Annotated in this window: 24 protein-coding genes; 1 reads left to right on the forward strand and 23 read right to left on the reverse strand. The window is 63.3% G+C overall.

All coding sequences use genetic code 11. The features are described from left to right. Window positions 1-11: 11 nt before the first annotated feature. The 20 genes from rpsH to rpsL form a co-directional block, all read right to left on the reverse strand. On the reverse strand, window positions 12-410 hold the full coding sequence (gene rpsH, locus IQ16_RS08525) for a 30S ribosomal protein S8 (RefSeq protein WP_018647252.1): 399 nt from the start codon (window positions 408-410) through the stop codon (window positions 12-14). 14 nt (window positions 411-424) lie between these two features. After that, entirely contained in the window at window positions 425-730 is a 306-nt protein-coding gene (gene rpsN, locus IQ16_RS08530; protein ID WP_018647251.1) for a 30S ribosomal protein S14, read from the reverse strand. Between the two features lie 46 nt (window positions 731-776). Beyond that, window positions 777-1,334, reverse strand: coding sequence for a 50S ribosomal protein L5 (rplE, locus tag IQ16_RS08535; RefSeq protein WP_018647250.1), 558 nt, complete (start codon window positions 1,332-1,334; stop codon window positions 777-779). After that, window positions 1,327-1,641, reverse strand: coding sequence for a 50S ribosomal protein L24 (gene rplX / locus IQ16_RS08540; protein WP_018647249.1), 315 nt, complete (start codon window positions 1,639-1,641; stop codon window positions 1,327-1,329). The genes rplE and rplX overlap by 8 nt, the downstream gene beginning before the upstream one ends. Further along, the gene (gene rplN, locus IQ16_RS08545) at window positions 1,641-2,009 is read right to left on the reverse strand and encodes a 50S ribosomal protein L14 (protein ID WP_007603030.1); all 369 of its coding nucleotides are present in this window, start codon (window positions 2,007-2,009) and stop codon (window positions 1,641-1,643) included. Before rplN ends, rplX begins: the two co-directional genes overlap by 1 nt. An 84-nt stretch (window positions 2,010-2,093) precedes the next feature. Beyond that, window positions 2,094-2,342 carry a 30S ribosomal protein S17 gene (gene rpsQ, locus IQ16_RS08550; RefSeq protein ID WP_018647248.1) on the reverse strand — a complete coding sequence of 83 codons (249 nt, stop codon included), beginning with the start codon at window positions 2,340-2,342 and terminating at the stop codon, window positions 2,094-2,096. Window positions 2,343-2,355: 13 nt separating this feature from the next. Beyond that, window positions 2,356-2,562 (reverse strand): 50S ribosomal protein L29, encoded by a 207-nt coding sequence (rpmC, locus tag IQ16_RS08555; RefSeq protein WP_011088144.1) that lies wholly within the window; start codon window positions 2,560-2,562, stop codon window positions 2,356-2,358. Between the two features lie 5 nt (window positions 2,563-2,567). Beyond that, on the reverse strand, window positions 2,568-2,981 hold the full coding sequence (rplP, locus tag IQ16_RS08560) for a 50S ribosomal protein L16 (protein ID WP_018647247.1): 414 nt from the start codon (window positions 2,979-2,981) through the stop codon (window positions 2,568-2,570). A 30-nt stretch (window positions 2,982-3,011) separates the two neighbouring features. Continuing rightward, complete coding sequence (rpsC, locus tag IQ16_RS08565; RefSeq protein ID WP_018647246.1) at window positions 3,012-3,737, reverse strand: 30S ribosomal protein S3; 726 nt, start codon at window positions 3,735-3,737, stop codon at window positions 3,012-3,014. A 17-nt stretch (window positions 3,738-3,754) separates the two neighbouring features. Next, complete coding sequence (rplV, locus tag IQ16_RS08570) at window positions 3,755-4,141, reverse strand: 50S ribosomal protein L22 (protein ID WP_008549264.1); 387 nt, start codon at window positions 4,139-4,141, stop codon at window positions 3,755-3,757. Between the two features lie 10 nt (window positions 4,142-4,151). After that, the gene (rpsS, locus tag IQ16_RS08575; RefSeq protein WP_008136357.1) at window positions 4,152-4,430 is read right to left on the reverse strand and encodes a 30S ribosomal protein S19; all 279 of its coding nucleotides are present in this window, start codon (window positions 4,428-4,430) and stop codon (window positions 4,152-4,154) included. 12 nt (window positions 4,431-4,442) lie between these two features. Then, window positions 4,443-5,276, reverse strand: a complete 834-nt coding sequence (rplB, locus tag IQ16_RS08580) for a 50S ribosomal protein L2 (RefSeq protein WP_018647245.1) — start codon at window positions 5,274-5,276, stop codon at window positions 4,443-4,445. 12 nt (window positions 5,277-5,288) lie between these two features. Further along, complete coding sequence (locus tag IQ16_RS08585; RefSeq protein ID WP_018647244.1) at window positions 5,289-5,591, reverse strand: 50S ribosomal protein L23; 303 nt, start codon at window positions 5,589-5,591, stop codon at window positions 5,289-5,291. Beyond that, on the reverse strand, window positions 5,588-6,208 hold the full coding sequence (gene rplD, locus IQ16_RS08590) for a 50S ribosomal protein L4 (RefSeq protein WP_018647243.1): 621 nt from the start codon (window positions 6,206-6,208) through the stop codon (window positions 5,588-5,590). The genes IQ16_RS08585 and rplD overlap by 4 nt, the downstream gene beginning before the upstream one ends. 1 nt (window position 6,209) lies before the next feature. Continuing rightward, entirely contained in the window at window positions 6,210-6,923 is a 714-nt protein-coding gene (gene rplC / locus IQ16_RS08595) for a 50S ribosomal protein L3 (protein WP_018647242.1), read from the reverse strand. Between the two features lie 51 nt (window positions 6,924-6,974). Then, window positions 6,975-7,283, reverse strand: coding sequence for a 30S ribosomal protein S10 (gene rpsJ, locus IQ16_RS08600; RefSeq protein ID WP_002712302.1), 309 nt, complete (start codon window positions 7,281-7,283; stop codon window positions 6,975-6,977). A gap of 81 nt (window positions 7,284-7,364) precedes the next feature. Further along, the gene (gene tuf / locus IQ16_RS08605) at window positions 7,365-8,555 is read right to left on the reverse strand and encodes an elongation factor Tu (protein ID WP_018647241.1); all 1,191 of its coding nucleotides are present in this window, start codon (window positions 8,553-8,555) and stop codon (window positions 7,365-7,367) included. A gap of 40 nt (window positions 8,556-8,595) precedes the next feature. Next, window positions 8,596-10,668 carry an elongation factor G gene (fusA, locus tag IQ16_RS08610; protein ID WP_018647240.1) on the reverse strand — a complete coding sequence of 691 codons (2,073 nt, stop codon included), beginning with the start codon at window positions 10,666-10,668 and terminating at the stop codon, window positions 8,596-8,598. A gap of 33 nt (window positions 10,669-10,701) precedes the next feature. Beyond that, entirely contained in the window at window positions 10,702-11,172 is a 471-nt protein-coding gene (gene rpsG / locus IQ16_RS08615; protein ID WP_018647239.1) for a 30S ribosomal protein S7, read from the reverse strand. Between the two features lie 15 nt (window positions 11,173-11,187). Continuing rightward, complete coding sequence (gene rpsL, locus IQ16_RS08620; protein ID WP_007603006.1) at window positions 11,188-11,559, reverse strand: 30S ribosomal protein S12; 372 nt, start codon at window positions 11,557-11,559, stop codon at window positions 11,188-11,190. A 668-nt stretch (window positions 11,560-12,227) separates the two neighbouring features. On the opposite strand from rpsL, the gene IQ16_RS08625 reads away from it, so the two are divergent. Beyond that, entirely contained in the window at window positions 12,228-13,475 is a 1,248-nt protein-coding gene (locus IQ16_RS08625; RefSeq protein ID WP_018647238.1) for an FAD-dependent oxidoreductase, read from the forward strand. On the opposite strand, the gene IQ16_RS08630 is transcribed toward IQ16_RS08625, so the two are convergent. The 3 genes from IQ16_RS08630 to rpoC form a co-directional block, all read right to left on the reverse strand. Further along, the gene (locus IQ16_RS08630) at window positions 13,394-15,424 is read right to left on the reverse strand and encodes an ABC transporter ATP-binding protein (RefSeq protein WP_018647237.1); all 2,031 of its coding nucleotides are present in this window, start codon (window positions 15,422-15,424) and stop codon (window positions 13,394-13,396) included. The genes IQ16_RS08625 and IQ16_RS08630 overlap by 82 nt on opposite strands. Before the next feature lie 133 nt (window positions 15,425-15,557). Beyond that, on the reverse strand, window positions 15,558-17,618 hold the full coding sequence (locus tag IQ16_RS08635) for an FAD-dependent oxidoreductase (RefSeq protein WP_018647236.1): 2,061 nt from the start codon (window positions 17,616-17,618) through the stop codon (window positions 15,558-15,560). A 193-nt stretch (window positions 17,619-17,811) separates the two neighbouring features. Further along, the gene (gene rpoC / locus IQ16_RS08640) at window positions 17,812-22,008 is read right to left on the reverse strand and encodes a DNA-directed RNA polymerase subunit beta' (protein WP_018647235.1); all 4,197 of its coding nucleotides are present in this window, start codon (window positions 22,006-22,008) and stop codon (window positions 17,812-17,814) included. Window positions 22,009-22,028: the final 20 nt, after the last annotated feature.

Raw genomic sequence — 22,028 nt, forward strand, 5'->3', positions numbered from 1 at the left:
AAAAATCCTTCTCAGAACACCGTGAAGAGGACTTCACCGCCCACATTCGCGTCGCGCGCGCTGTGGTCGGCCATGATCCCCTTCGGCGTCGACAACACCGAAATGCCGAGCCCGTTGTTGACCCGCGGCAGGTTCTTCACCGAGGCGTAGACACGACGCCCGGGCTTGGAAACGCGTTCGATCTCGCGGATGACGGGCTCGCCGTCGAAATACTTCAGCTCGATCTCGATCTCGCTGCGGCCCGAGGGGTGCTCGAGCGTGGCGTAACCGCGGATGTAGCCCTCGGACTTGAGGACCTCGAGCACGTTCTCGCGCATCTTCGAGCCAGGCGTGGAGACCTTGGTCTTGGAGCGCATCTGCGCGTTGCGGATGCGGGTGATCAGATCGCTGATTGGATCGTGCGTAGACATCTAAACGCCCCTCCTTACCAGCTGGACTTCACGAGGCCCGGGACCATGCCCTTGGAGCCAAGGTCGCGCAGCGCGATACGGGACAGCTTGTTCTTGCGATAGTTCGAGCGCGGGCGGCCCGACAGCTCGCAACGCAGACGGATGCGGGTCGCCGACGAGTTGCGCGGCATCTCGGCCAGCTTCAGCGTCGCAGCGAAACGCTCTTCCATCGGCAGCTTCTTGTCGGCGATGATCGCCTTCAACCGCTCGCGCTTGGCGGCGGCGTTCTTCACCATCCGCTTGCGCCGGTTGTTCTTCTCGACTGAACTCTTCTTTGCCATGCTTGGCTCCTGGGTATCCGCGTTTGAGAGGCTTTAGGTCAGCGTCTCACTGCCGGAACGGGAAATTGAAAGCGGTCAACAAGGCCCTCGCCTCTTCGTCGGTCTTGGCCGTGGTGCAGACGGTGATGTCCATACCGCGGGCTTCCGTGACCTTGTCGAAGTCGATCTCGGGGAAAATGATGTGCTCCTTGATGCCGAGCGAGTAGTTGCCGCGGCCGTCAAAGCTCTTCGGGTTCAGGCCGCGGAAGTCGCGGACGCGCGGCAGCGCGACCGTCACCAGGCGATCGATGAACTCGTACATGCGGGCCTTGCGCAGCGTGACCTTGCAGCCGATCGGCTGGTTCTCACGCAGCTTGAAGGTCGCGATCGCGATACGCGAATAGGTCACGATCGCCTTCTGGCCGGCGATCTGGGTCAGCTCGGCAGCGGCGGTCTCGGCCTTCTTGCGGTCGTTGACGGAATCGCCAACGCCCATGTTCAGCACGACCTTGTCCAGGCGCGGAACCTGCATCACGTTCTCATAACCGAACTTCTCGGTCAGAGCCGTGCGGATCTTCGCGTCATATTCCGCGCGCAGGCGCGGCGTGTAAGCGGCCTCAGCCATCGATCTCAGCTCCCGAGCTCTTGGCGATGCGGACCTTCTTGCCGTCCGCCAGAATCTTGAATCCGACGCGGGTCGGCTTTCCGTCCTTGCCGACATACGCGATGTTGGACAGTTGGATCGGCGCCTCTTTCGAGATGATGCCGCCCTCCTGCGCCTGCGTCTGCTTCTGGTGACGCTTGACCATGTTGACGCCGCGCACCAGCGCGGTGCCGGCGTCGGGACGAACCTCGAACACTTCGCCGGTACGGCCCTTGTCGCGGCCGGTCAGCACGACGACCTTGTCGCCCTTGCGGATCTTCGCAGCCATCACAGCACCTCCGGCGCGAGCGAAATGATCTTCATGTGGTTCTTGGCGCGCAGCTCGCGCGGCACGGGCCCGAAGATACGGGTGCCGACCGGCTCGGACTGGTTGTTGATCAGAACGGCGGCGTTGCGGTCGAAGCGGATGACCGAACCGTCGGCGCGGCGGATGTCCTTGCGGACGCGCACCACGACGGCCTTCATCACGTCGCCCTTCTTCACCTTGCCACGCGGAATCGCTTCCTTGATCGAGACGACGATGATGTCGCCGATCGTGGCGTAGCGGCGCTTGGAGCCTCCGAGCACCTTGATACACATGACACGGCGTGCGCCAGAATTGTCGGCCACGTCGAGGTTGGTCTGCATCTGAATCATTGATGCACCTCGTCCTCTTTCTAATTGCGCCAGCCCAGCCGGCGCTCAACATTTCCCTGAAGTCAGTCGGCTAAAGCCAACAGATCAGGCGCTTTTCTTGTGTTCGCCCCGGATCACGACCCAGCGCTTCAACTTCGAAATCGGCTTCGATTCCTCGATCCACACCACATCGCCCGGCTTGAACTCGTTGCTCTCGTCGTGCGCGTGATAGTTCTTCGAACGGCGGATCGTCTTCTTGTAGATCGGGTGCGTGAAACGGCGATCGACGCGCACCACGATGGTCTTGGCTTGCTTGTCGCTGACGACCACGCCCTGCAAAGTACGTTTCGGCATCTTCGTAAGCCTCTTACTTCTTCTTCGCGCGCGTCTGCGCGGCGACGGTCTTGATCCGGGCGATGTCACGGCGGGCCTCGCGCAGGCGCGAGGTGTTCTCGAGCTGCCCGGTGGCGCGCTGGAAGCGCAGGTTGAAGCGCTCCTTCTTCAGGTTCAGGATGGCGTCATCCTGCTGGTCGGGGCTCATCGCGCGGATGTCTTCGATCTTCATCTGGGCCATGGCCATTACTCCGCAATGCGCTCGACGAAGCGCGTCTTGATCGGCAGCTTGGCCGCCGCAAGGGTCAGCGCCTCACGCGCCGTCTGGGTGTTGACGCCGTCGATCTCGAACAGCACCCGGCCCGGCTTGACCCGAGCCACCCACAGTTCCGGCGAACCCTTGCCGGAGCCCATGCGGACTTCGGCCGGCTTCTTCGACACCGGAACATCGGGGAACACGCGGATCCAGACGCGGCCGGCGCGCTTCATGTGGCGGGTCAGCGCGCGGCGGGCGGCCTCGATCTGGCGCGCGGTGACGCGCTCAGGCTCGGTCGCCTTCAGGCCGTACTGGCCGAACGCCAACGTCGCGCCCGAAGACGCAACGCCGTGGATGCGGCCCTTATGCGCCTTCCGGAACTTCGTTTTCTTAGGTTGCATCATGGCTTTAAGCCCTCAAATTCCTGTCTGGCTTTAGGCCGCAGCCGTATCGCGGCGCTGACGGCCACCACGATCACCACTACCGCCCGTCTCGCCTTCGGCCATTCTCTTGTCCTGGGCCATCGGATCGTGCTCGAGGATCTCGCCCTTGAAGATCCAGACCTTGACGCCGCAGGTGCCGAAGGTCGTGAACGCGGTCGCAACGCCGTAGTCGATGTCGGCACGCAGCGTGTGCAGCGGCACGCGACCTTCGCGGTACCACTCCATGCGCGCGATTTCCGCACCGCCGAGACGTCCCGAGCAGTTGATGCGGATGCCTTCCGCGCCGAGACGCATCGCCGACTGCACGGCGCGCTTCATGGCGCGGCGGAACGCCACGCGGCGCTCCAGCTGCTGCGCGATCGACTCGGCCACCAGCGTCGCATCGAGCTCCGGCTTGCGGATCTCGACGATGTTGATGACGACGTCGGACGAGGTGATGTCCGCAACGCGCTTGCGCAGCTTGTCGATGTCGGCGCCCTTCTTGCCGATCACCACGCCCGGACGGGCCGAGTGGATGGTGACGCGGCACTTCTTGTGCGGACGCTCGATCACGATGCGGGCGACGGCCGCCTGCTTGAGCTCCTTGTGCAGGATCTCGCGGATCTTGACGTCCTCGTGCAGCAGCTTGCCGTATTCCTGCTTGCCGGCGAACCAGCGGGAATCCCAGGTCCGGTTGATGCCGAGACGCAAACCGATCGGATTGATCTTTTGACCCATCGTGTTCTCCTGCGCCCTTAAGCCGCTGCTTCGGCTTCGACCTGACGAACGATGATCGTCAGCTGCGAAAATGGTTTGTAGACACGGCCCGAACGGCCACGGCCGCGGGCGGCGAAGCGCTTCATCACGAGGCCGTTGCCGACGAAGGCCTGCGCCACGACGAGATCGTCGACGTCGAGGTCGTGGTTGTTCTCGGCGTTGGCGATAGCCGATTCCAGGCACTTCTTCACGTCGACCGCGATCCGCTTGCGCGAGAACTGCAGGTCGGCGAGCGCAGCGGAAGCCTTCCGGCCGCGAATGAGCTGGGCGACCAGGTTGAGCTTCTGCGGGCTCACCCGCAGCATCCGGGCGACCGCCTTGGCCTCGTTGTCGGCGAGGCTCCGTTCGCGCTTAGGTTTGCTCATCGTTTAATCCTCAAGCCTTCTTGGCTTTCTTGTCGCCGGAGTGGCCATGGAAGGTCCGGGTCGGCGAGAACTCGCCGAACTTGTGACCGACCATTTCCTCGTTGACCGCCACCGGCACGTGCTTCTGACCGTTGTAGACGCCGAAGGTCAGACCGACGAACTGCGGCAGGATCGTCGAGCGACGGCTCCAGATCTTGATGACGTCGTGACGGCCGGACGCGCGCGCGGCATCTGCCTTCTTGAGCAGAGAACCCTCGACGAACGGGCCTTTCCAGACTGAACGAACCATGTCCGGCGTTCCTTACTTCTTCCGCTTGTGGCGGCTTAGGAGAATGAATTTGTTGGTCGACTTGTTGGTGCGGGTCTTCTTGCCCTTGGTCGGCTTGCCCCACGGAGTGACCGGGTGGCGACCGCCCGAGGTACGACCTTCACCACCGCCGTGCGGATGGTCGATCGGGTTCATCGAAACACCGCGGTTGTGCGGCTTACGGCCCAGCCAACGGTTGCGGCCAGCCTTGCCGATCGAGGTGTTCATGTGATCCGGGTTCGACACCGCGCCGATCGTGCCGCGGCAACGGCCGTGCACGAGACGCTGCTCGCCCGAGTTCAGGCGGACGATGACGTAATCCTGGTCGCGGCCGACGAGCTGGGCGTAGGTGCCCGCGGAACGGGCGAGCTGGCCGCCCTTCCCGATCTTGACCTCGATGTTGTGGATGATCGTGCCGACCGGCATGTTGCCGAGCGGCATGACGTTGCCCGGCTTCACGTCGACATAGTTGCCGGCGACGATGGTGTCACCCACGGCCAGGCGCTGCGGCGCCAGGATGTAGGCCTGCTCGCCGTCCTGATATTTGATCAGCGCGATGAAAGCAGTGCGGTTCGGATCGTATTCCAGCCGCTCGACCGTCGCGGGCGCATCGACCTTGTCGCGCTTGAAGTCGACGATGCGCAGCGTCTGCTTGTGACCGCCGCCGCGGAAGCGCACGGTGATACGGCCGGTGTTGTTACGACCGCCCGAGGAGTGCTTGCCTTCGGTCAGCGCCTTGACCGGCTTGCCCTTGTACAGGCTCGAACGATCGACCATGACCAGCTGGCGCTGGCCCGGCGTCGTGGGATTGAATGTCTTCAGTGCCATCGTCGTACGACCTTACAGACCGGTGGTGACGTCGATCCGGTGGCCCTCTTCGAGGGTCACGATCGCGCGCTTGGTGTTCGACTGCGAACCGAGATTGCCGCGGAAGGCCTTGACCTTGCCCTTGCGGACCAGCGTGTTGACGCTCTTGACCTTGACGTCGAACAGCTTCTCGATCGCTTCCTTGATCTGCGGCTTGGTCGCCTTCGCGGCCACCTTGAACAGCACCTTGTTGTGCTCCGAGGCGATCGTCGCCTTTTCGGTCACGACCGGCGACAGGATCACGTCGTAGTGGCGAGGCTCGATGTTCTTCGTCATTTGAAGCGCGCCTCCAGCGCATCGATGGCGGCCTTGGTCAGAACGAGCTTCTGACGGCGCAGGATGTCATAGACGTTGATGCCCTGGATCGGCAGCACGTCCATGTTCGGGATGTTGCGGGCCGCAGCGGCGAAGCCGTTGTTGAGCTCGGCACCGTCGATGATCAGCGCGTTGGTGAGGCCGAGGCCCGAGAAGTGACCGAGCAGCGCCTTGGTCTTGGCAGCTTCCAGCGCGGCCTTCTCGATCACGACGAGATCGCCGTCCTTGGCCTTGGCCGAGAGCGCATGTTTCAGAGCGAGCGCGCGGACCTTCTTCGGCAGGTCGGTGGCGTGCGAACGCACCACCGGACCGAAGGCACGGCCGCCGCCACGGAACTGCGGCACGCGGGCCGAGCCGTGACGAGCACCGCCGGTGCCCTTCTGCTTGTACATCTTCTTGCCGGTGCGCCAGATCTCGGCGCGGCCCTTGGCCTTGTGCGTGCCGGCCTGGCGCTTGTTGAGCTGCCACTGCACGCAACGCGCAATGATGTCTTCGCGCGGCTCGAGACCGAAAATGGCGTCGGAGAGCTGGACGGAGCCGGCTTCCTTACCTTCGAGGGTGGTGACCTTCAGTTCCATCTCACGCCTCCTGCGCAGCCGGAGCGGCGTCCGCTTCGCCAGCAACCTTGAACTTGCCGGGCTTCGGAGCTTCCTTCGGCAGCGGCTTCTTGACGGCGTCGCGCACGCGGATCCAGCCGCCCTTGGAGCCGGGAACGGCGCCTTCGACGAGGATCAGGCCGCGCTCGACATCGAGCTGAACGACGCGGAGGTTGAGCGTGGTGATGCGGTCGACACCCATGTGGCCGGGCATCTTCTTGTTCTTCCAGGTCTTGCCGGGGTCCTGACGACCACCGGTCGAACCGATCGAGCGGTGCGAGATCGACACACCGTGCGTGGCGCGCAGACCGCCGAAGTTCCAGCGCTTCATACCGCCCGCGAAGCCCTTACCGACCGAGGTGCCGGTGACGTCGACGAACTGGCCGACGACGAAGTGGTCGGCCTGGATCTCGGCGCCGACCGGGATCATGGCGTCCGCGGTGACGCGGAACTCCTCGACCCGGCGCTTCGGCTCGACCTTGGCAACCGCGAACTGGCCGCGCTCAGCCTTGGGCATGTAAACGGTCTTGCGAGCACCAGAACCAAGCTGGAGTGCGACGTAACCGTTCTTCTCTTCGGTGCGGTGGCCTACGACCTGGCAATTGCCGAGCTTCAGCACGGTCACGGGGATATGTTCGCCGGCCTCCGTGAAGACCCGCGTCATCCCGACCTTTTGTGCGATCACTCCGGAGCGCATCGGCTTGCTTCCTGTTCTCTTTGTCCGCTTTCGCGAACGGGATCCAAAATCTTAGAGCTTGATCTCGACGTCGACACCGGCGGCCAGGTCGAGCTTCATCAAAGCATCGACGGTCTGCGGGGTCGGATCGACGATGTCGAGCAGGCGCTTGTGGGTGCGCATCTCGAACTGTTCGCGGCTCTTCTTGTCGACGTGGGGCGAACGGTTGACGGTGAACTTCTCGATGCGGGTGGGCAGCGGAATGGGTCCGCGGACCTGCGCGCCGGTGCGCTTCGCCGTGTTCACGATCTCACGGGTCGACGTATCGAGGATACGATGGTCGAACGCCTTGAGACGGATACGAATGTTTTGGCCGTTCATTGCCGTGGTCTCTCTTCAGTGGGTGGCGAATAGCGAATAGCGAATGTCACCATTCGCTACTCGCCGTCCCTTTTCTCGTAATTACTCGATGATCGAGGCGACGACGCCGGCGCCGACGGTGCGGCCGCCTTCGCGGATCGCGAAGCGGAGCTTCTCTTCCATCGCGATCGGCACGATCAGGTGCACTTCCATCGCGATGTTGTCGCCCGGCATCACCATCTCGGTGCCTTCCGGCAGGTGCACGACACCGGTCACGTCGGTGGTGCGGAAGTAGAACTGCGGACGGTAGTTGGTGAAGAACGGGGTGTGGCGGCCGCCCTCTTCCTTGGTGAGGATGTAGGCCTCAGCCTTGAACTTGGTGTGCGGCTTGACCGAACCCGGCTTGGCCAGAACCTGGCCGCGCTCGACGTCCTCGCGCTTGGTGCCGCGGAGCAGAGCGCCGATGTTGTCGCCGGCCTGACCCTGATCGAGCAGCTTGCGGAACATTTCGACGCCGGTGACGGTGGTCTTCTGGGTGGCGCGGAGACCGATGATCTCGATTTCCTCGCCGACCTTGACGACGCCGCGCTCGACACGGCCGGTCACGACGGTGCCGCGGCCCGAGATCGAGAACACGTCTTCAACCGGCATCAGGAACGGCTGGTCGATCGGACGCTCCGGCTGCGGGATGTAGCTGTCGACATTCTTCATCAGCTCGATGATGGCATCGTGGCCGAGCTTCTTGTCGCTGTCTTCGAGAGCGGCGAGAGCCGAACCCTTGATGATCGGGATCTTGTCGCCCGGGAATTCGTACTTCGAGAGCAGCTCGCGGACTTCGAGCTCGACGAGCTCGAGCAGTTCCGGATCGTCGACCATGTCGCACTTGTTCAGGAACACGACGAGCGCGGGCACGCCGACCTGGCGGGCGAGCAGGATGTGCTCGCGGGTCTGCGGCATCGGGCCGTCAGCAGCCGACACGACGAGGATCGCACCGTCCATCTGGGCCGCGCCGGTGATCATGTTCTTCACGTAGTCGGCGTGGCCGGGGCAGTCGACGTGGGCGTAGTGGCGGTTCGGCGTCTCGTACTCGACGTGCGCGGTCGAGATGGTGATGCCGCGCGCCTTCTCTTCCGGCGCCTTGTCGATCTGGTCGTACGCGGTGAACGTCGCACCGCCGGCTTCGGCGAGAACCTTGGTGATCGCCGCGGTCAGCGACGTCTTACCATGGTCGACGTGACCGATGGTGCCGATGTTGCAGTGCGGCTTGGTACGTTCAAACTTTGCTTTGGCCATTTGACTCTCCGTTCAATCGTCAGCTTTCAACCGACGACAATCAGGCAAACTTCTTTTGGACTTCTGCCGACACGTTGGCCGGCGCTTCTGCGTAGTGATCGAACTGCATGGTGAAGGTCGCGCGACCCTGGCTCATCGAGCGCAGGTTGTTCACGTAACCAAACATGTTCATGAGCGGCACCATCGCGTTGATGACGTTGGCGTTGCCGCGCATGTCCTGGCCCTGGATCTGACCGCGCCGGGAGTTCAGGTCGCCGATGACCGAGCCGGTGTAGTCTTCAGGGGTCACCACTTCGACCTTCATGATCGGCTCGAGCAGGACGGACTTGCCCATCTGCAGCGCTTCGCGGAAGCAGGCGCGCGAAGCGATTTCGAAGGCGAGCGCCGACGAGTCGACGTCGTGATACTTGCCGTCGACGAGCTGCACCTTGACGTCGACCACGGGGAAGCCCGCGACCACGCCGGACGACAGCACGCTCTCCAGGCCCTTCTCGACGCCGGGAATGTATTCCTTCGGCACCGCACCGCCGACGATCTTCGATTCGAACTCGTAGCCCTTGCCGGGCTCGTTCGGCTCGACGATGAACGACACGGCCGCGAACTGGCCGGTACCGCCGGTCTGCTTCTTGTGGGTGTAGCTGTGCTCCACCCGCTTGGTGACGCGCTCACGGAACGCAACCTGCGGCGCGCCGATGTTGGCGTCGACCTTGTAGGTGCGCTTGAGGATGTCGACCTTGATGTCCAGGTGGAGTTCGCCCATGCCCTTGAGGATGGTCTGGCCGGACTCGTGGTCGGTCGACACGCGGAAGGACGGATCCTCCGCGGCGAGCTTGGCCAGCGCCACGCCCAGCTTCTCCTGGTCGGCCTTGGACTTCGGCTCGATCGCGATCTCGATGACCGGCTCGGGGAATTCCATCTTCTCCAGGATCACCTGCTTGTCGGGATCGCACAACGTGTCACCGGTGCGCGCTTCCTTCAGGCCAGCCAGCGCGACGATGTCGCCGGCATAGGCTTCCTTGATGTCCTCGCGGTTGTTCGCATGCATCAACAGCATGCGCCCGATGCGCTCCTTCTTCTCGCGGGTCGAGTTCACGACGCCGGTGCCGCTCTGGAGAACGCCGGAGTAGATGCGGCAGAAGGTGATGGTGCCGACGAACGGGTCGTCCATGATCTTGAACGCGAGCAGTGCCAGCGGCTCCTTGTCGTCCGCCTTGCGCACGACTTCGTTGCCCTTGTCGTCGGTGCCCTTGATCGAAGGCACGTCGAGCGGCGACGGCAGGTAGTCGACGACGGCGTCGAGCAGCGGCTGCACGCCCTTGTTCTTGAAGGCCGAGCCGCACAGCACGGGATAGAACGCACCGGTCAGCACCGCCTTGCGGATCAGGCGCTTCAGGGTCGCCTCGTCCGGCTCCTTGCCGTCGAGGTAAGCGGCCATGGCATCGTCGTCGAGCTCGACGGCGGCTTCCACCATCTTCTCGCGGTATTCCTTGGCCTGGTCGACGAGATCTTCCGGAATGTCGACATAGTCGAACTTGGCGCCGAGCGCTTCATCGTTCCAGACGACGCCCTTCATCTTCACGAGGTCGACGAGACCCTTGAAGTTGTTCTCGGCACCGATCGGAAGCTGGATCGCGACGGGCTTGGCGCCCAGGCGATCGACGATGTCCGCCAGACACTTGAAGAAGTCGGCACCGATCTTGTCCATCTTGTTGGCGAAGACGATGCGCGGAACCTTGTACTTGTCGCCCTGGCGCCAGACGGTCTCGGTCTGGGGCTCGACGCCCTGGTTCGAGTCGAGCACGCAGACGGCGCCGTCGAGCACGCGCAGCGAACGCTCGACTTCGATGGTGAAGTCGACGTGGCCGGGAGTGTCGATGATGTTCAGGCGCTTGCCGGCCCAGAAGGCGGTGGTCGCAGCCGAGGTGATCGTGATGCCACGCTCCTGCTCCTGCTCCATCCAGTCCATCGTCGCGGCACCTTCGTGCACTTCGCCGATCTTGTGGCTCTTGCCGGTGTAATAGAGGATGCGCTCGGTCGTCGTCGTCTTGCCGGCGTCGATATGCGCCATGATACCGAAGTTACGGTAGTCCTCGATGGCATGTTGGCGGGGCATGGGGTGTTCCTTGCGAGTCCGTTTGTTTCGCCGTTACCAGCGATAGTGCGAGAAGGCGCGGTTGGCTTCCGCCATGCGGTGCACGTCTTCGCGCTTCTTGACGGCGTTCCCCCGGTTGTTCGATGCGTCCAAGAGCTCCGCAGAGAGCCGCTCGGTCATCGTCTTCTCGTTGCGCTCGCGCGCAGCCGCGATCAGCCAGCGGATGCCCAGGGCCTGCCGGCGGGTCGAGCGAACCTCGACCGGAACCTGGTAGGTCGCGCCGCCGACGCGGCGGGAGCGAACCTCGATCGTCGGCATGACGTTCTCGAGCGCCTGCTCGAACACGCCGAGCGGGTTCTGCTTGGTCTTGCTCTCGATGATGCCGAACGCGCCGTAGACAATACCTTCGGCGACCGACTTCTTGCCGGCGTACATCACCGAGTTCATGAACTTCGTGACGATGATGTTCCCGAACTTCGGATCCGGGAGAACTTCGCGCTTTTCCGCAGAGTGGCGACGAGACATAGGCTTGGTTCCCGCTTACTTCGGACGCTTGGCGCCGTACTTCGAACGACGCTGCTTACGGTTCTTGACGCCCTGGGTATCCAGAACGCCGCGGAGGATGTGGTAGCGCACGCCGGGCAAGTCCTTGACGCGGCCGCCGCGGATCATGACCACCGAGTGCTCCTGGAGGTTATGACCCTCGCCGGGGATGTAGCCGATCACCTCGAAGCCGTTGGTCAGGCGCACCTTGGCGACCTTACGAAGCGCCGAGTTCGGCTTCTTCGGGGTCGTAGTGTAGACGCGGGTGCAAACACCACGCTTCTGAGGCGACTGCTGCAGCGCCGGCACCTTCTTGCGCGACTTCTGCACTTCCCGCGGTTGAGCGATCAGCTGGTTGATCGTCGGCATCCTGGCCTTACCCTTTGTTATCGCGGCCCCTTGCGGATCCGCTGTCTTGCCGCAGCCCGTTGCCGGGACCGCAAATTCTGTTCGGGCCACCCACCCGACGAGGCCGCCTCAGGCGGAACAATCCGCACAAAGCGAAATTGCGCCAACCGCTCCATCAACGAGCGGAAAGCGTTACGACGCCACAGAGGACCGCAGTTTTCGGGCCAACCAGCGTAAAGCTGCGGCCCGCGCACCGAGGTCATGCATCCGAATTCGATCTCAAGAGAACATGCTCAAGAGAACTAGAATCGCACTGGCATTGCCTAGCTATGATCGACAGCGTCTGAGCGGCATTCGTCGAGGTTGGTGCCTGCCGGACGATCCTAAAAGGATCAGGCAGGTGGTCCGTACCGACGTTGGCGATGCTCACCGCCTGTCGTTAAGTGAGGCGCTTTCTATAAGTGAGAATCGGTCAAGTCAAGGTGAAACGACAGTCACAAAGCGCTTCTCGCGCCTGTCGAAATCGAGGTTTACCGCACTCACCGCCCTACGCCCATATGGGAACGCTGCGCCTGTTCCGCCACCCCAATGCCACATTATACCCGGGTGTAATATACTTTTATAACCCTTGCTAAGGCTTTTTTTCCTGTTGATGCGTCAATCTGCCGCCTTAGGCGGAGATTTGCGCCATGCGGTACACCGACATTGCCATCATCGGCGGGGGATTATCCGGCTCGACCGCCGCCGCGATGCTCGGCCGCGCCGGCATTTCCGTGGTGCTGATCGATCCGCATGAGACCTATCCGGCGGACTTTCGCGTCGAAAAACTCAGCGGCGAGGTGCAGGTCGAGCGATTCCTGAAGACCGGAATCGCAGAATCGGTGCTGCGGCGCGCGACCTATTCGGGCGAGAACTGGATCGCGAGATTCGGCCGGCTGCTCGACAAGGCGCCGAGCCGGCAGTTCAACATCCTCTACGATTCCCTGGTCAACGCCATCCGCGACGAGATTCCCGCGAGCGTCTGGCGCATTTGCGCCAAGGCAATCGCGGTCGAGACCAGCGCTGAGCGGCAGAGGATCACGCTCTCAAATGACGAGACCATCTCGGCCCGGCTGGTCGTGCTCGCCAACGGCCTCAATGTTGGCCTGCGCCACCAGCTCGGCATCGCGCGGAAAATCGTCAGCGCCTGCCATTCGATCTCGATCGGATTCGACGTGGTCCCGGCCGGCCGGAATGCGTTCGACTTCCCGGCCCTCACCTACTTTTCGGAGCGGCCCAGCGACCGCATCCCCTACATCACGCTGTTTCCGGTCGGCACGCGGATGCGCGCCAATTTGTTCGTCTATCGCGGCTTCGACGATCCCTGGCTGCGCGAGCTGCGCCGCGTCCCGGCCGAGACGCTGCATGCCGCCCTGCCCCGGCTCGAGCGCATCACCGGCCCGTTCGACATTCCCGGCGAGCTGAAGATCCGCCCGGTCGATCTCTATGTGAACGATGCCAGCGGCCAGCCCGGCCTCGTGCTGGTGGGCGATGCCTTCTCGACCTCCTGCCCGGTCGCCGGGACCGGCTGCGACAAGGTCTTCACCGACGTCGAACGGCTCTGCAACGTCTACATCCCGCGATGGCTGGCCTCCGACGGGATGGATGCTGCCAAGGTCGCCACGTTCTACGCCGATCCGGTCAAGCGGGCTTGCGACGAATGGTCGGCGGCGAAGGCGTTCGACTTCCGCTCAGTCTCGACTGCGACAAGCCCCTATTGGACGGCACAGCGCTGGGCACGCTTCATTGCCTGGTCGGTTCAAGGGCTCCTGCGGCCGCTCGGAGGCGCCTTCGATCTGGAGCCGAACTTCCTCGGTCACTCCTCCTCGTCGTCCTCGTCCTCATCATCCTCGAGGTCGTCTTCATCCTCGTCGTCGTCGCTGTCGTCGTCGGCGTGAGCCGCTGCGCCGTGCGGCTGGTGGATCTGGTCGTTCCACAGCTGGCGATAGGTGCCGTTCTTGGCGAGCAGCTCGGCGTGCGAGCCGCGCTCGATCGCCCTGCCCCCTGAAATCACGATGATCTCGTCCATCTCGACCACCGAGGTCAGGCGGTGGGTCGACCAGATCATGGTGCGGCCTTTGGCAACCTTGAGCAGCGTGCGGTTGATCGCGGCTTCCGTGGTCTGGTCGAGCGCCGAGGTGGCCTCGTCCAGCAGCAGCACGGACGGATTGCGGATGATCGCGCGCGCGATCGCGATGCGCTGGCGCTGGCCGCCCGAGAGCGTATCGCCGCGCTCGCCGACCGGCGTGTCGTAGCGCTGCGGCAGGCTCATGATGTAGCGGTGGATCTCGGCCTTCTTGGCCGCCTCTTCCACCTCCGCGTCGGTCGCGCCCTCCTTGCCGAGCCGGATGTTCTCGCGGATCGACATGTTGAACAACATGTTCTCCTGGAACACCACGGCCATGCTCCGGCGCAACGAATCCAGGGTGACCTTGCGGACATCGACGCCGTCGATGGTGACACGCCCCTCGTCCGGCACGTACAGCCGCAGGATCAGGTTGAGCAGCGTGCTCTTGCCCGAGCCCGAGGGGCCGACGATGGCGATGCTCTTGCCGACGTTCAGCTTGAGGCTGAGATTGTCCAGCACCGGCGTCTGGCTGCCCTCGTACTGGAAGGTGACGCGGTCGAAGGTGATGTCGTGGGTGATGCGCGGCAGGTCGGGTGCGCCGGGCCGATCGGCGCCGCGGGTCGGCTCGTCGAGCAGCTCCTGGATGTGCCGGATCGCGGCAGCCGAGGAGATCGACACCGGGATGAAATGCATCACGTGGGCGATGTTGTAGGAGACCTCCCAGAACGCGCTCTCGAAGGTGACGAAGGTGCCGATGGTGATCTGGCCCTTGGTCGCCAGATAGGCACCGATCGCGAGCACCACGAGGTGCAGCATCAAGACCGAGATGGTGACCGTCCGCTCCACCATGGTCGACAGGAACGCGGCCGAGGCGATCCTGTTACGGGTCTCGTCGTTGCGGAAGCTGAAGAAGCCGAACATCTTGCGCTGCAGGCTGAACGCCTTGATCACGGCCTGCGCGCCGATGTTCTCCTGCACCATGCCGAGCAGCGCGGCTTCGTTCTGCTTCTGCTCGTAATTGGCCTGCACCGCCTTCGGAGTGAGGATGCGCGGGCCGATCAGCGTGATCGGAAACACCAGCAGCGCGACCGCCGCGAGCTGCCAGTTCAGGAACACCATCAGGATGATGCCGGCGATCAATTCCAGGAACGGCAGCGCCGCGCTGTTGGCGAAGGTTTTGACCGAGCCTTCGAAGGCCGAGAGGTCGACCGAGAAGCGCGACAGGATCTCGCCGCGCTTGGTGCGGCCGAAATAGGCTGCCGGCAGGTCCTGGACGTGCTCGAACAGGCGCTTGCGCACGTCGGAGATGATGCAGGCCGCCAGCCGCGCGTCCCAGCGCTCGTACCAGACCGCGACGATCGAGGTGAAGATGCCGGCGGCCGCAAGCACGCCGAGGATCTTGTACAGCGCCTGGAAATCCTCCTCGCCGAGCGCGTCGTCGATCAGGTACTTCAGGCTGAGCGGCATGATGACGTTGAACAGCGTCTCGACGACGACGCCGAACGCCACGAATGACAGCATCCGCTTGTAGTTGGTCAGATAGGGCTTGACGAAACCCAGGATGGTCGCGAGCGCGCCGGCGGCCTCGCGCGCGGTAAAGACGACGAGGTCCTCGTCCTCATCATCGTCGTCGAGCTCCAGCTCGTCATCCTCCTCGCCTTCGTCGTCCGCGTCGTCTTCGAGATCGGGCTTGGCGGCGGAGGCGAGCTTGTCGTCGAGCTCGGCCGCCTCTTCGGCGGCGAGCTTCTGTTTGTCGGGCGAAAGAGGCTTGGACGCCATGAAACCAACCGATGCTGACGGCCGGCATGACCGCAGAGAAAGCATGAAATAGCGGAGCGCCGCTATCGCACCGATTCTATGCGATCACGATGAATTCGGCAAAGCAATTGGCGAATTCACCCGATCTTAAGGGCTAGTCGTCGTCCTCGTCCTCGACCTTGTCGAAGAACGAATAACGCAAAGAGTCCGCGTCGGCATACCACTGGCCCGGGCCCTTGCCCGCGGCAAGCGTCGCCTCCCAGAGCGCATCGGTGCAGTCCTTGCGGTGCATCGACAGATCGAAGCCGTTGCCGAAGAACAGCTCGGACCATTCCCACCAGGTGCCGAGCTTCTTGACCCCGCGCAGCAGGTCGTAACGGTCGATCAGAGCCGGCGCCATGTCGGAGGTGACCGAGCCGAACACGAGGCCGGTCTTGACCACGCGGTTGAGCTCGCGGATCGCGCGGACCACCTGCTTCGGAGCAACGTGGCAGAGGCTGGTCTCGAACACGAAATCGAAGCTGCCGTCCTTGAACGGCATGTCGGTGATCGACCCGAGCTTGTTGTATTTCTTCAGCGCCTTCGGCGTTTTGGCATGGATGGCACGGTTGCTCTCGATGCCCCAGGCATCAATGCCGCGCTCGCGCAGCGCGCCGACCAGTTCCCCACTCGCCGCGCCCGCAACAAGAAGCTTGGAGCCCTTGGCCTTGCCCCAGACGATGCCGATCAGCTTTGTCAGGTAGTCGGGATCGGTGAAGTGCTGCCACGCCTCGCCGTAGGGACCGAGACCGCGATAGTTCTCGAAATAGTCGCGGTCGATCTTGTCGGAGAGTGGCTGGTCCTCCTGCGCGCGTTCGCGGCGCAGGCGCATCATCTCGGTCAGGATGATGTCGGTAGCCGCATCCGAGGAGTCGAGCAGGCCGTTCAGGGTCGAGTCGAACAGATAGTCGCCGACCACGACGATGCCGGGATGTTCCTTCGGCTCGGGCCGGTGATTGGTCATGACGTCGCGCACGGGCAGACCACCCGGCAGCGCATTCACCGACGACAGCCAGCGATGGATCTTGCCTTCCATGACATGCGCGCGCGCATCGCCGAGCGAAGCCGGCAGCGATTTCAGCGCGGCATCGATCAGCTCCTGATCGGACAGATTGGCGAAGGCCAGCGCGTCGGAACCGGGGATCAGCCAGTTCAGCACGCCATGCTTGCCGACGTCGTGACGCGCGCCCTCATTGTAGACGCAGCAGCCGCCGAAGGCTTCCGACATGAACCAGGCGCCCGGAATCTTCTCGCCCCAGAACGGCTCGTCGAACAGGATCGAGACCCGCAGATAGTGCGCCGGACGGTCGAAATAGGAGACGTGCTTGACCATCGACTTGCGCAGCTGCTCGCCTTCCCACCCCATGGTGGCGAGCCAGGAATGCGGCAGGCAGACCAGCACGAGGTCGAAGTCGCGCGTCTCCGGGCCCTTGCCGTTCATCATCTTGAGCTGGTAGCGGCCGGTCGGCGCCTTGCCGACGGTCAGCACGCGGTGATTGAGCTCGATGTCGGCATTGACCTCCGACTGCAGGCACTCGATCAGCTGCTCGTTGCCGTTCTGGATGGAATAGAGGCCGATATAGCCGTCGACGTCCATCAAGTAGTTCTTGAGCGCGTTGAGGCCGTTGGTGTTGTGGCTTTCGGTCGCGATGTCCGAGCGCGCCATCACCTTGAAGAAGCGCTTTGCGGTCTCGTCCTCGACCTCCTCGTCGAGCACCTGCTCGGCGGTCTTGTAGGCCCAGGGATTCTCGTTGTCGTGCGCCCCGACGCCTTCGTAATATTCGATCGGCGACATCATCTCGGTGCAGCGCTGGCGGAACGCCTCGATCGCGGCCGCGGTCTTGGCGCCGTATTTGCGGCGCATGCCGGGCACGTCGTTGAGCAGCTCGCCGCCGAACTGCACCTGCTCGGCGTCCATCGGAATCGTTTGCAGGCCGAAATGCTGGATCAGCTCGCGCAGTGGATCCGGACCGGTCATCGAGTAGTCGTAGATCTCGGCAACGCCGGCCTCGTACATCGCGGGCGCAGAATCGAATTTGCGTGTGACAATCTTGCCGCCGAGCCGGTCGGACGCTTCGTATATGGTGACGCGGCAGAGGTCGCCGAGCTTACGCTTCAGATACCAGGCGCTCATCAGCCCGCCGGGGCCGCCGCCTACGATTGCGAGATCAAGCATATCCGTTCCGTGGTCTCCGGCCCTGCCCCCGTCACGGGATCCACCGGTCTAAGCTCCCCTAGCAGAAGCGCTTTTGCGTCTGAAGGAAAGATGAACAAAGGTTGATCCTGCACCGCAGCAAGCAAACAAAGCAGCAAAAAGGCCGGCTTGCGCCGGCCTTTTCATTGTCCTCGGTATTCCTACGGATGAACGATCATTCCGCGGGCGGCAGCGCAGGAAGCTCTGCTTCCGGTGCCGGCGGCACGACGGACGCCTGCTTCTCGCGCTCGTCCAGGATCAGCTTGTCGCGCTTCATCGCGACTTCGCGGATCTTGGCCATGGAGGCGCCGGTGCCTGCCGGGATCAGCCGGCCGACGATGACGTTCTCCTTGAGACCCTCCAGCGGATCGATCTTGCCGTTGACCGCCGCCTCGGTGAGGACGCGGGTGGTCTCCTGGAACGAGGCCGCCGAGAAGAACGAGCGGGTCTGCAGGCTCGCCTTGGTGATGCCGAGCAGAACCGGCGTTCCCGTGGCGGGCTTCTTGCCCTCTTCCTTGGCCTTCTCGTTCAGCGCGTCGAACTCGATCTTGTCGACCTGCTCGCCGGAGATCATGTCCGTGTCGCCCTGGTCGGTGACTTCCACCTTCTGGAGCATCTGACGGACAATCACCTCGATGTGCTTGTCGTTGATGAGCACGCCCTGGAGCCGGTAGACCTCCTGGATTTCGTTGACCAGGTAGGCCGCGAGCTCCTCGATGCCCTTGACCGCAAGGATGTCGTGCGGCGCCGGGTTGCCTTCGACGATGAAGTCGCCCTTTTCGACGACGTCGCCGTCCTGAAGGTGGATGTGCTTGCCCTTCGGGATCAGGTACTCGCGCGGCTCCTCGGTCTTGTCCATCGGCTCGATCGAGATGCGGCGCTTGTTCTTGTAGTCGCGTCCGAACCGGATGGTGCCCGCGATTTCGGCGATGATCGCCGCATCCTTCGGACGCCGGGCCTCGAACAGTTCCGCCACCCGCGGCAGACCGCCGGTGATGTCACGCGTCTTGGCGCTTTCGGTCGAGACACGGGCGAGGATGTCGCCCGGGTTGACCTTGGCTCCGACGTCGACCGAGAGAATGGCGTCGACCGACAGCATGTAGCGGGCATCGCCGCCACGGGCGAGCTTGAGCACCTTGCCGTCCTTGCCCTTGACCACGATGGCCGGACGCAGGTCCGAACCGCCGCGGGTCGAGCGCCAGTCGATGACCACGCGCTTGGCGATACCGGTGGCCTCGTCGAGCGTTTCCGAGATCGACTGCCCCTCGACCAGATCCTCGAAGCCGATGGTACCTTCGACTTCAGTGAGGAGCGGACGAGTGTAGGGATCCCACTCGACGATGCGCTGGCCGCGCTTGACCATGTCGCCTTCGTCGACGTGCAGGCGCGAGCCGTACTGGACGCGGTGCGTCGCACGCTCGGTGCCGTCGGCATCGACGATCGCCACCACCATGTTGCGCACCATCGCGATCAAGTGACCTTCGCTGTTGCGGGCGATGGCCTTGTTCCGGATCACGATCTTGCCGTCGAAGTTGGCTTCGACGAACGACTGCTCGTTGAGCTGCGCCGCACCACCGATGTGGAAGGTACGCATGGTGAGCTGGGTGCCCGGCTCACCGATCGACTGCGCCGCGATGACGCCGACGGCTTCACCGTGGTTGACCGGCGTGCCGCGGGCGAGGTCGCGGCCGTAGCACTTGCCGCAGATGCCGTTGACGAGTTCGCAGGTCAGCGCCGAGCGGATCTTCACCTCCTGCACACCACCCTGCTGGATGGCGTCCAGATGGCTTTCTTCCATCAGCGTGTCGCGCTTGATGATCACCTTGCCGGAGCTGTCACGGATGTCTTCGCAGGCCGTGCGTCCAAGGATGCGCGAGCCGAGCGAAGCGACCACGGTGCCGGCATCGACGATGGCGCGCATCTTGATGCCGAGCTTGGTGCCGCAGTCGGACTGCGTGATGATGCAGTCCTGCGCGACGTCGACCAGACGACGGGTCAGGTAGCCCGAGTTCGCGGTCTTCAACGCGGTGTCCGCGAGGCCCTTACGGGCGCCGTGGGTCGAGTTGAAGTACTCGAGAACCGAGAGGCCTTCCTTGAAGTTCGAGATGATCGGCGTCTCGATGATCTCACCCGACGGCTTGGCCATCAGGCCGCGCATGCCGGCGAGCTGGCGCATCTGGGCCGGCGAACCGCGGGCACCGGAGTGAGCCATCATGTAGATCGAGTTGATGTCGGCATCGGCCCCGCTCGCCGTCTTCTTGGTCGAGGAGATCTCCTTCATCATCGCCTTGGCGATTTCTTCCGTGGCCTTCGACCAGGCGTCTACGACCTTGTTGTACTTCTCGCCATGGGTGATCAGACCGTCGTTGTACTGCTGCTCGAAATCCTTCGCCAGCGTACGGGTGGTGTCGACGATCTTCCACTTGCCATGCGGCACGACCATGTCGTCCTTGCCGAACGAGATGCCGGCCTTGAACGCGTTGTAGAAGCCGAGCGCCATGATGCGGTCGCAGAAGATCACCGTCTCCTTCTGACCGCAGTGACGGTAGACCTGGTCGATGACGCCCGAGATCTCGCGCTTGGTCATCAGCTTGTTGATGATCTCGTACGAAATCCGCGGATTCTTCGGCAGCAGATTGCCGAGCATGACGCGGCCGGCGGTGGTCTCGATCCAGCGCGTCGAGACCTTGCCGGTCTCATCCATGCCCTGCCACCGGTACTTGATCTTGGTGTGGAGGTGGATGACCTTCGCGTGCAGCGCGTGCTCGAGCTCGGCCATGTCGCCGAAGATCTTGCCCTCGCCGGGCAGACCTTCGCGCATGATCGAGACGTAGTAGAGACCGAGCACGATGTCCTGCGACGGCACGATGATCGGCTGGCCGTTCGCCGGATGCAGGATGTTGTTGGTCGACATCATCAGGACGCGCGCTTCCAGCTGCGCTTCGAGCGACAGCGGAACGTGCACGGCCATCTGGTCGCCGTCGAAGTCGGCGTTGAACGCGGAGCAGACCAGCGGGTGAAGCTGGATCGCTTTGCCCTCGATCAGCACGGGCTCGAACGCCTGAATGCCGAGACGATGCAGCGTCGGCGCGCGGTTGAGCAGCACCGGATGCTCGCGGATGACCTCGTCCAGGATGTCCCAGACCTCGGGCCGCTCCTTCTCGACCAGCTTCTTCGCCTGCTTCACCGTGGTGGACAGGCCCTTGGCGTCAAGCCGCGAATAGATGAACGGCTTGAAAAGCTCGAGCGCCATCTTCTTCGGCAGGCCGCACTGATGCAGGCGCAGCTCGGGACCGACCACGATCACCGAACGGCCCGAATAGTCGACGCGCTTGCCGAGCAGGTTCTGACGGAAGCGGCCCTGCTTGCCCTTGAGCATGTCGGCGAGCGACTTCAGCGGACGCTTGTTGGCGCCGGTGATGACGCGGCCGCGGCGGCCGTTGTCGAACAGAGCGTCGACCGCTTCCTGAAGCATGCGCTTCTCGTTGCGGATGATGATGTCCGGCGCGCGCAGCTCCATCAGCCGCTTCAAGCGGTTGTTGCGGTTGATGACGCGGCGGTAGAGGTCGTTGAGGTCGGAGGTCGCGAAGCGGCCGCCGTCGAGCGGCACCAGCGGACGCAGGTCCGGCGGGATCACCGGGACCACGGTCATGATCATCCATTCCGGCTTGTTGCCGGAGTGGCGGAACGCTTCCACGATCTTCAGGCGCTTGGCGAGCTTCTTGTGCTTGATGTCGGAGTCGGTCTCCTGCATCTCCGCGCGCAAGGACAATTCGAGCTTCTCGAGGTCCATGCCCTTGAGCAGCTCGCGGATCGCTTCGGCGCCGATCATGGCGGTGAAGCTGTCCTGGCCATACTCGTCCTGCGCCTTCAGATACTCGTCTTCAGACAGCAGCTGACGGTCCTTGAGCGCGGTGAGGCCCGGCTCGAGAACGACGTAGTATTCGAAGTAGAGGATCCGCTCGAGATCCTTCAGCGTCATGTCCAGCAGAAGCCCGATGCGCGAGGGCAGCGACTTCAGGAACCAGATGTGCGCGACGGGGGCGGCGAGCTCGATGTGGCCCATGCGCTCGCGCCGGACGCGCGACAGCGTGACCTCGACCGAGCACTTCTCGCAGATGATGCCCTTGTACTTCATGCGCTTGTACTTGCCGCACAAGCACTCATAGTCCTTGATCGGCCCGAAGATGCGGGCGCAGAACAGGCCGTCGCGCTCGGGCTTGAAGGTACGGTAGTTGATGGTCTCCGGCTTCTTGATCTCGCCGTAGGACCAGGACAGAATCTTCTCTGGAGACGCGATCGAGATCCGGATCTGGTCGAAGACCTGAGCCGGCGTCGTCGGGTTGAAGAGATTCATAATTTCTTGGTTCATCGTCTTCTCCTCGCGTGCCG

Origin of the sequence: Bradyrhizobium huanghuaihaiense (assembly GCF_007830635.1) — a bacterium.
GTDB lineage: Bacteria > Pseudomonadota > Alphaproteobacteria > Rhizobiales > Xanthobacteraceae > Bradyrhizobium > Bradyrhizobium huanghuaihaiense.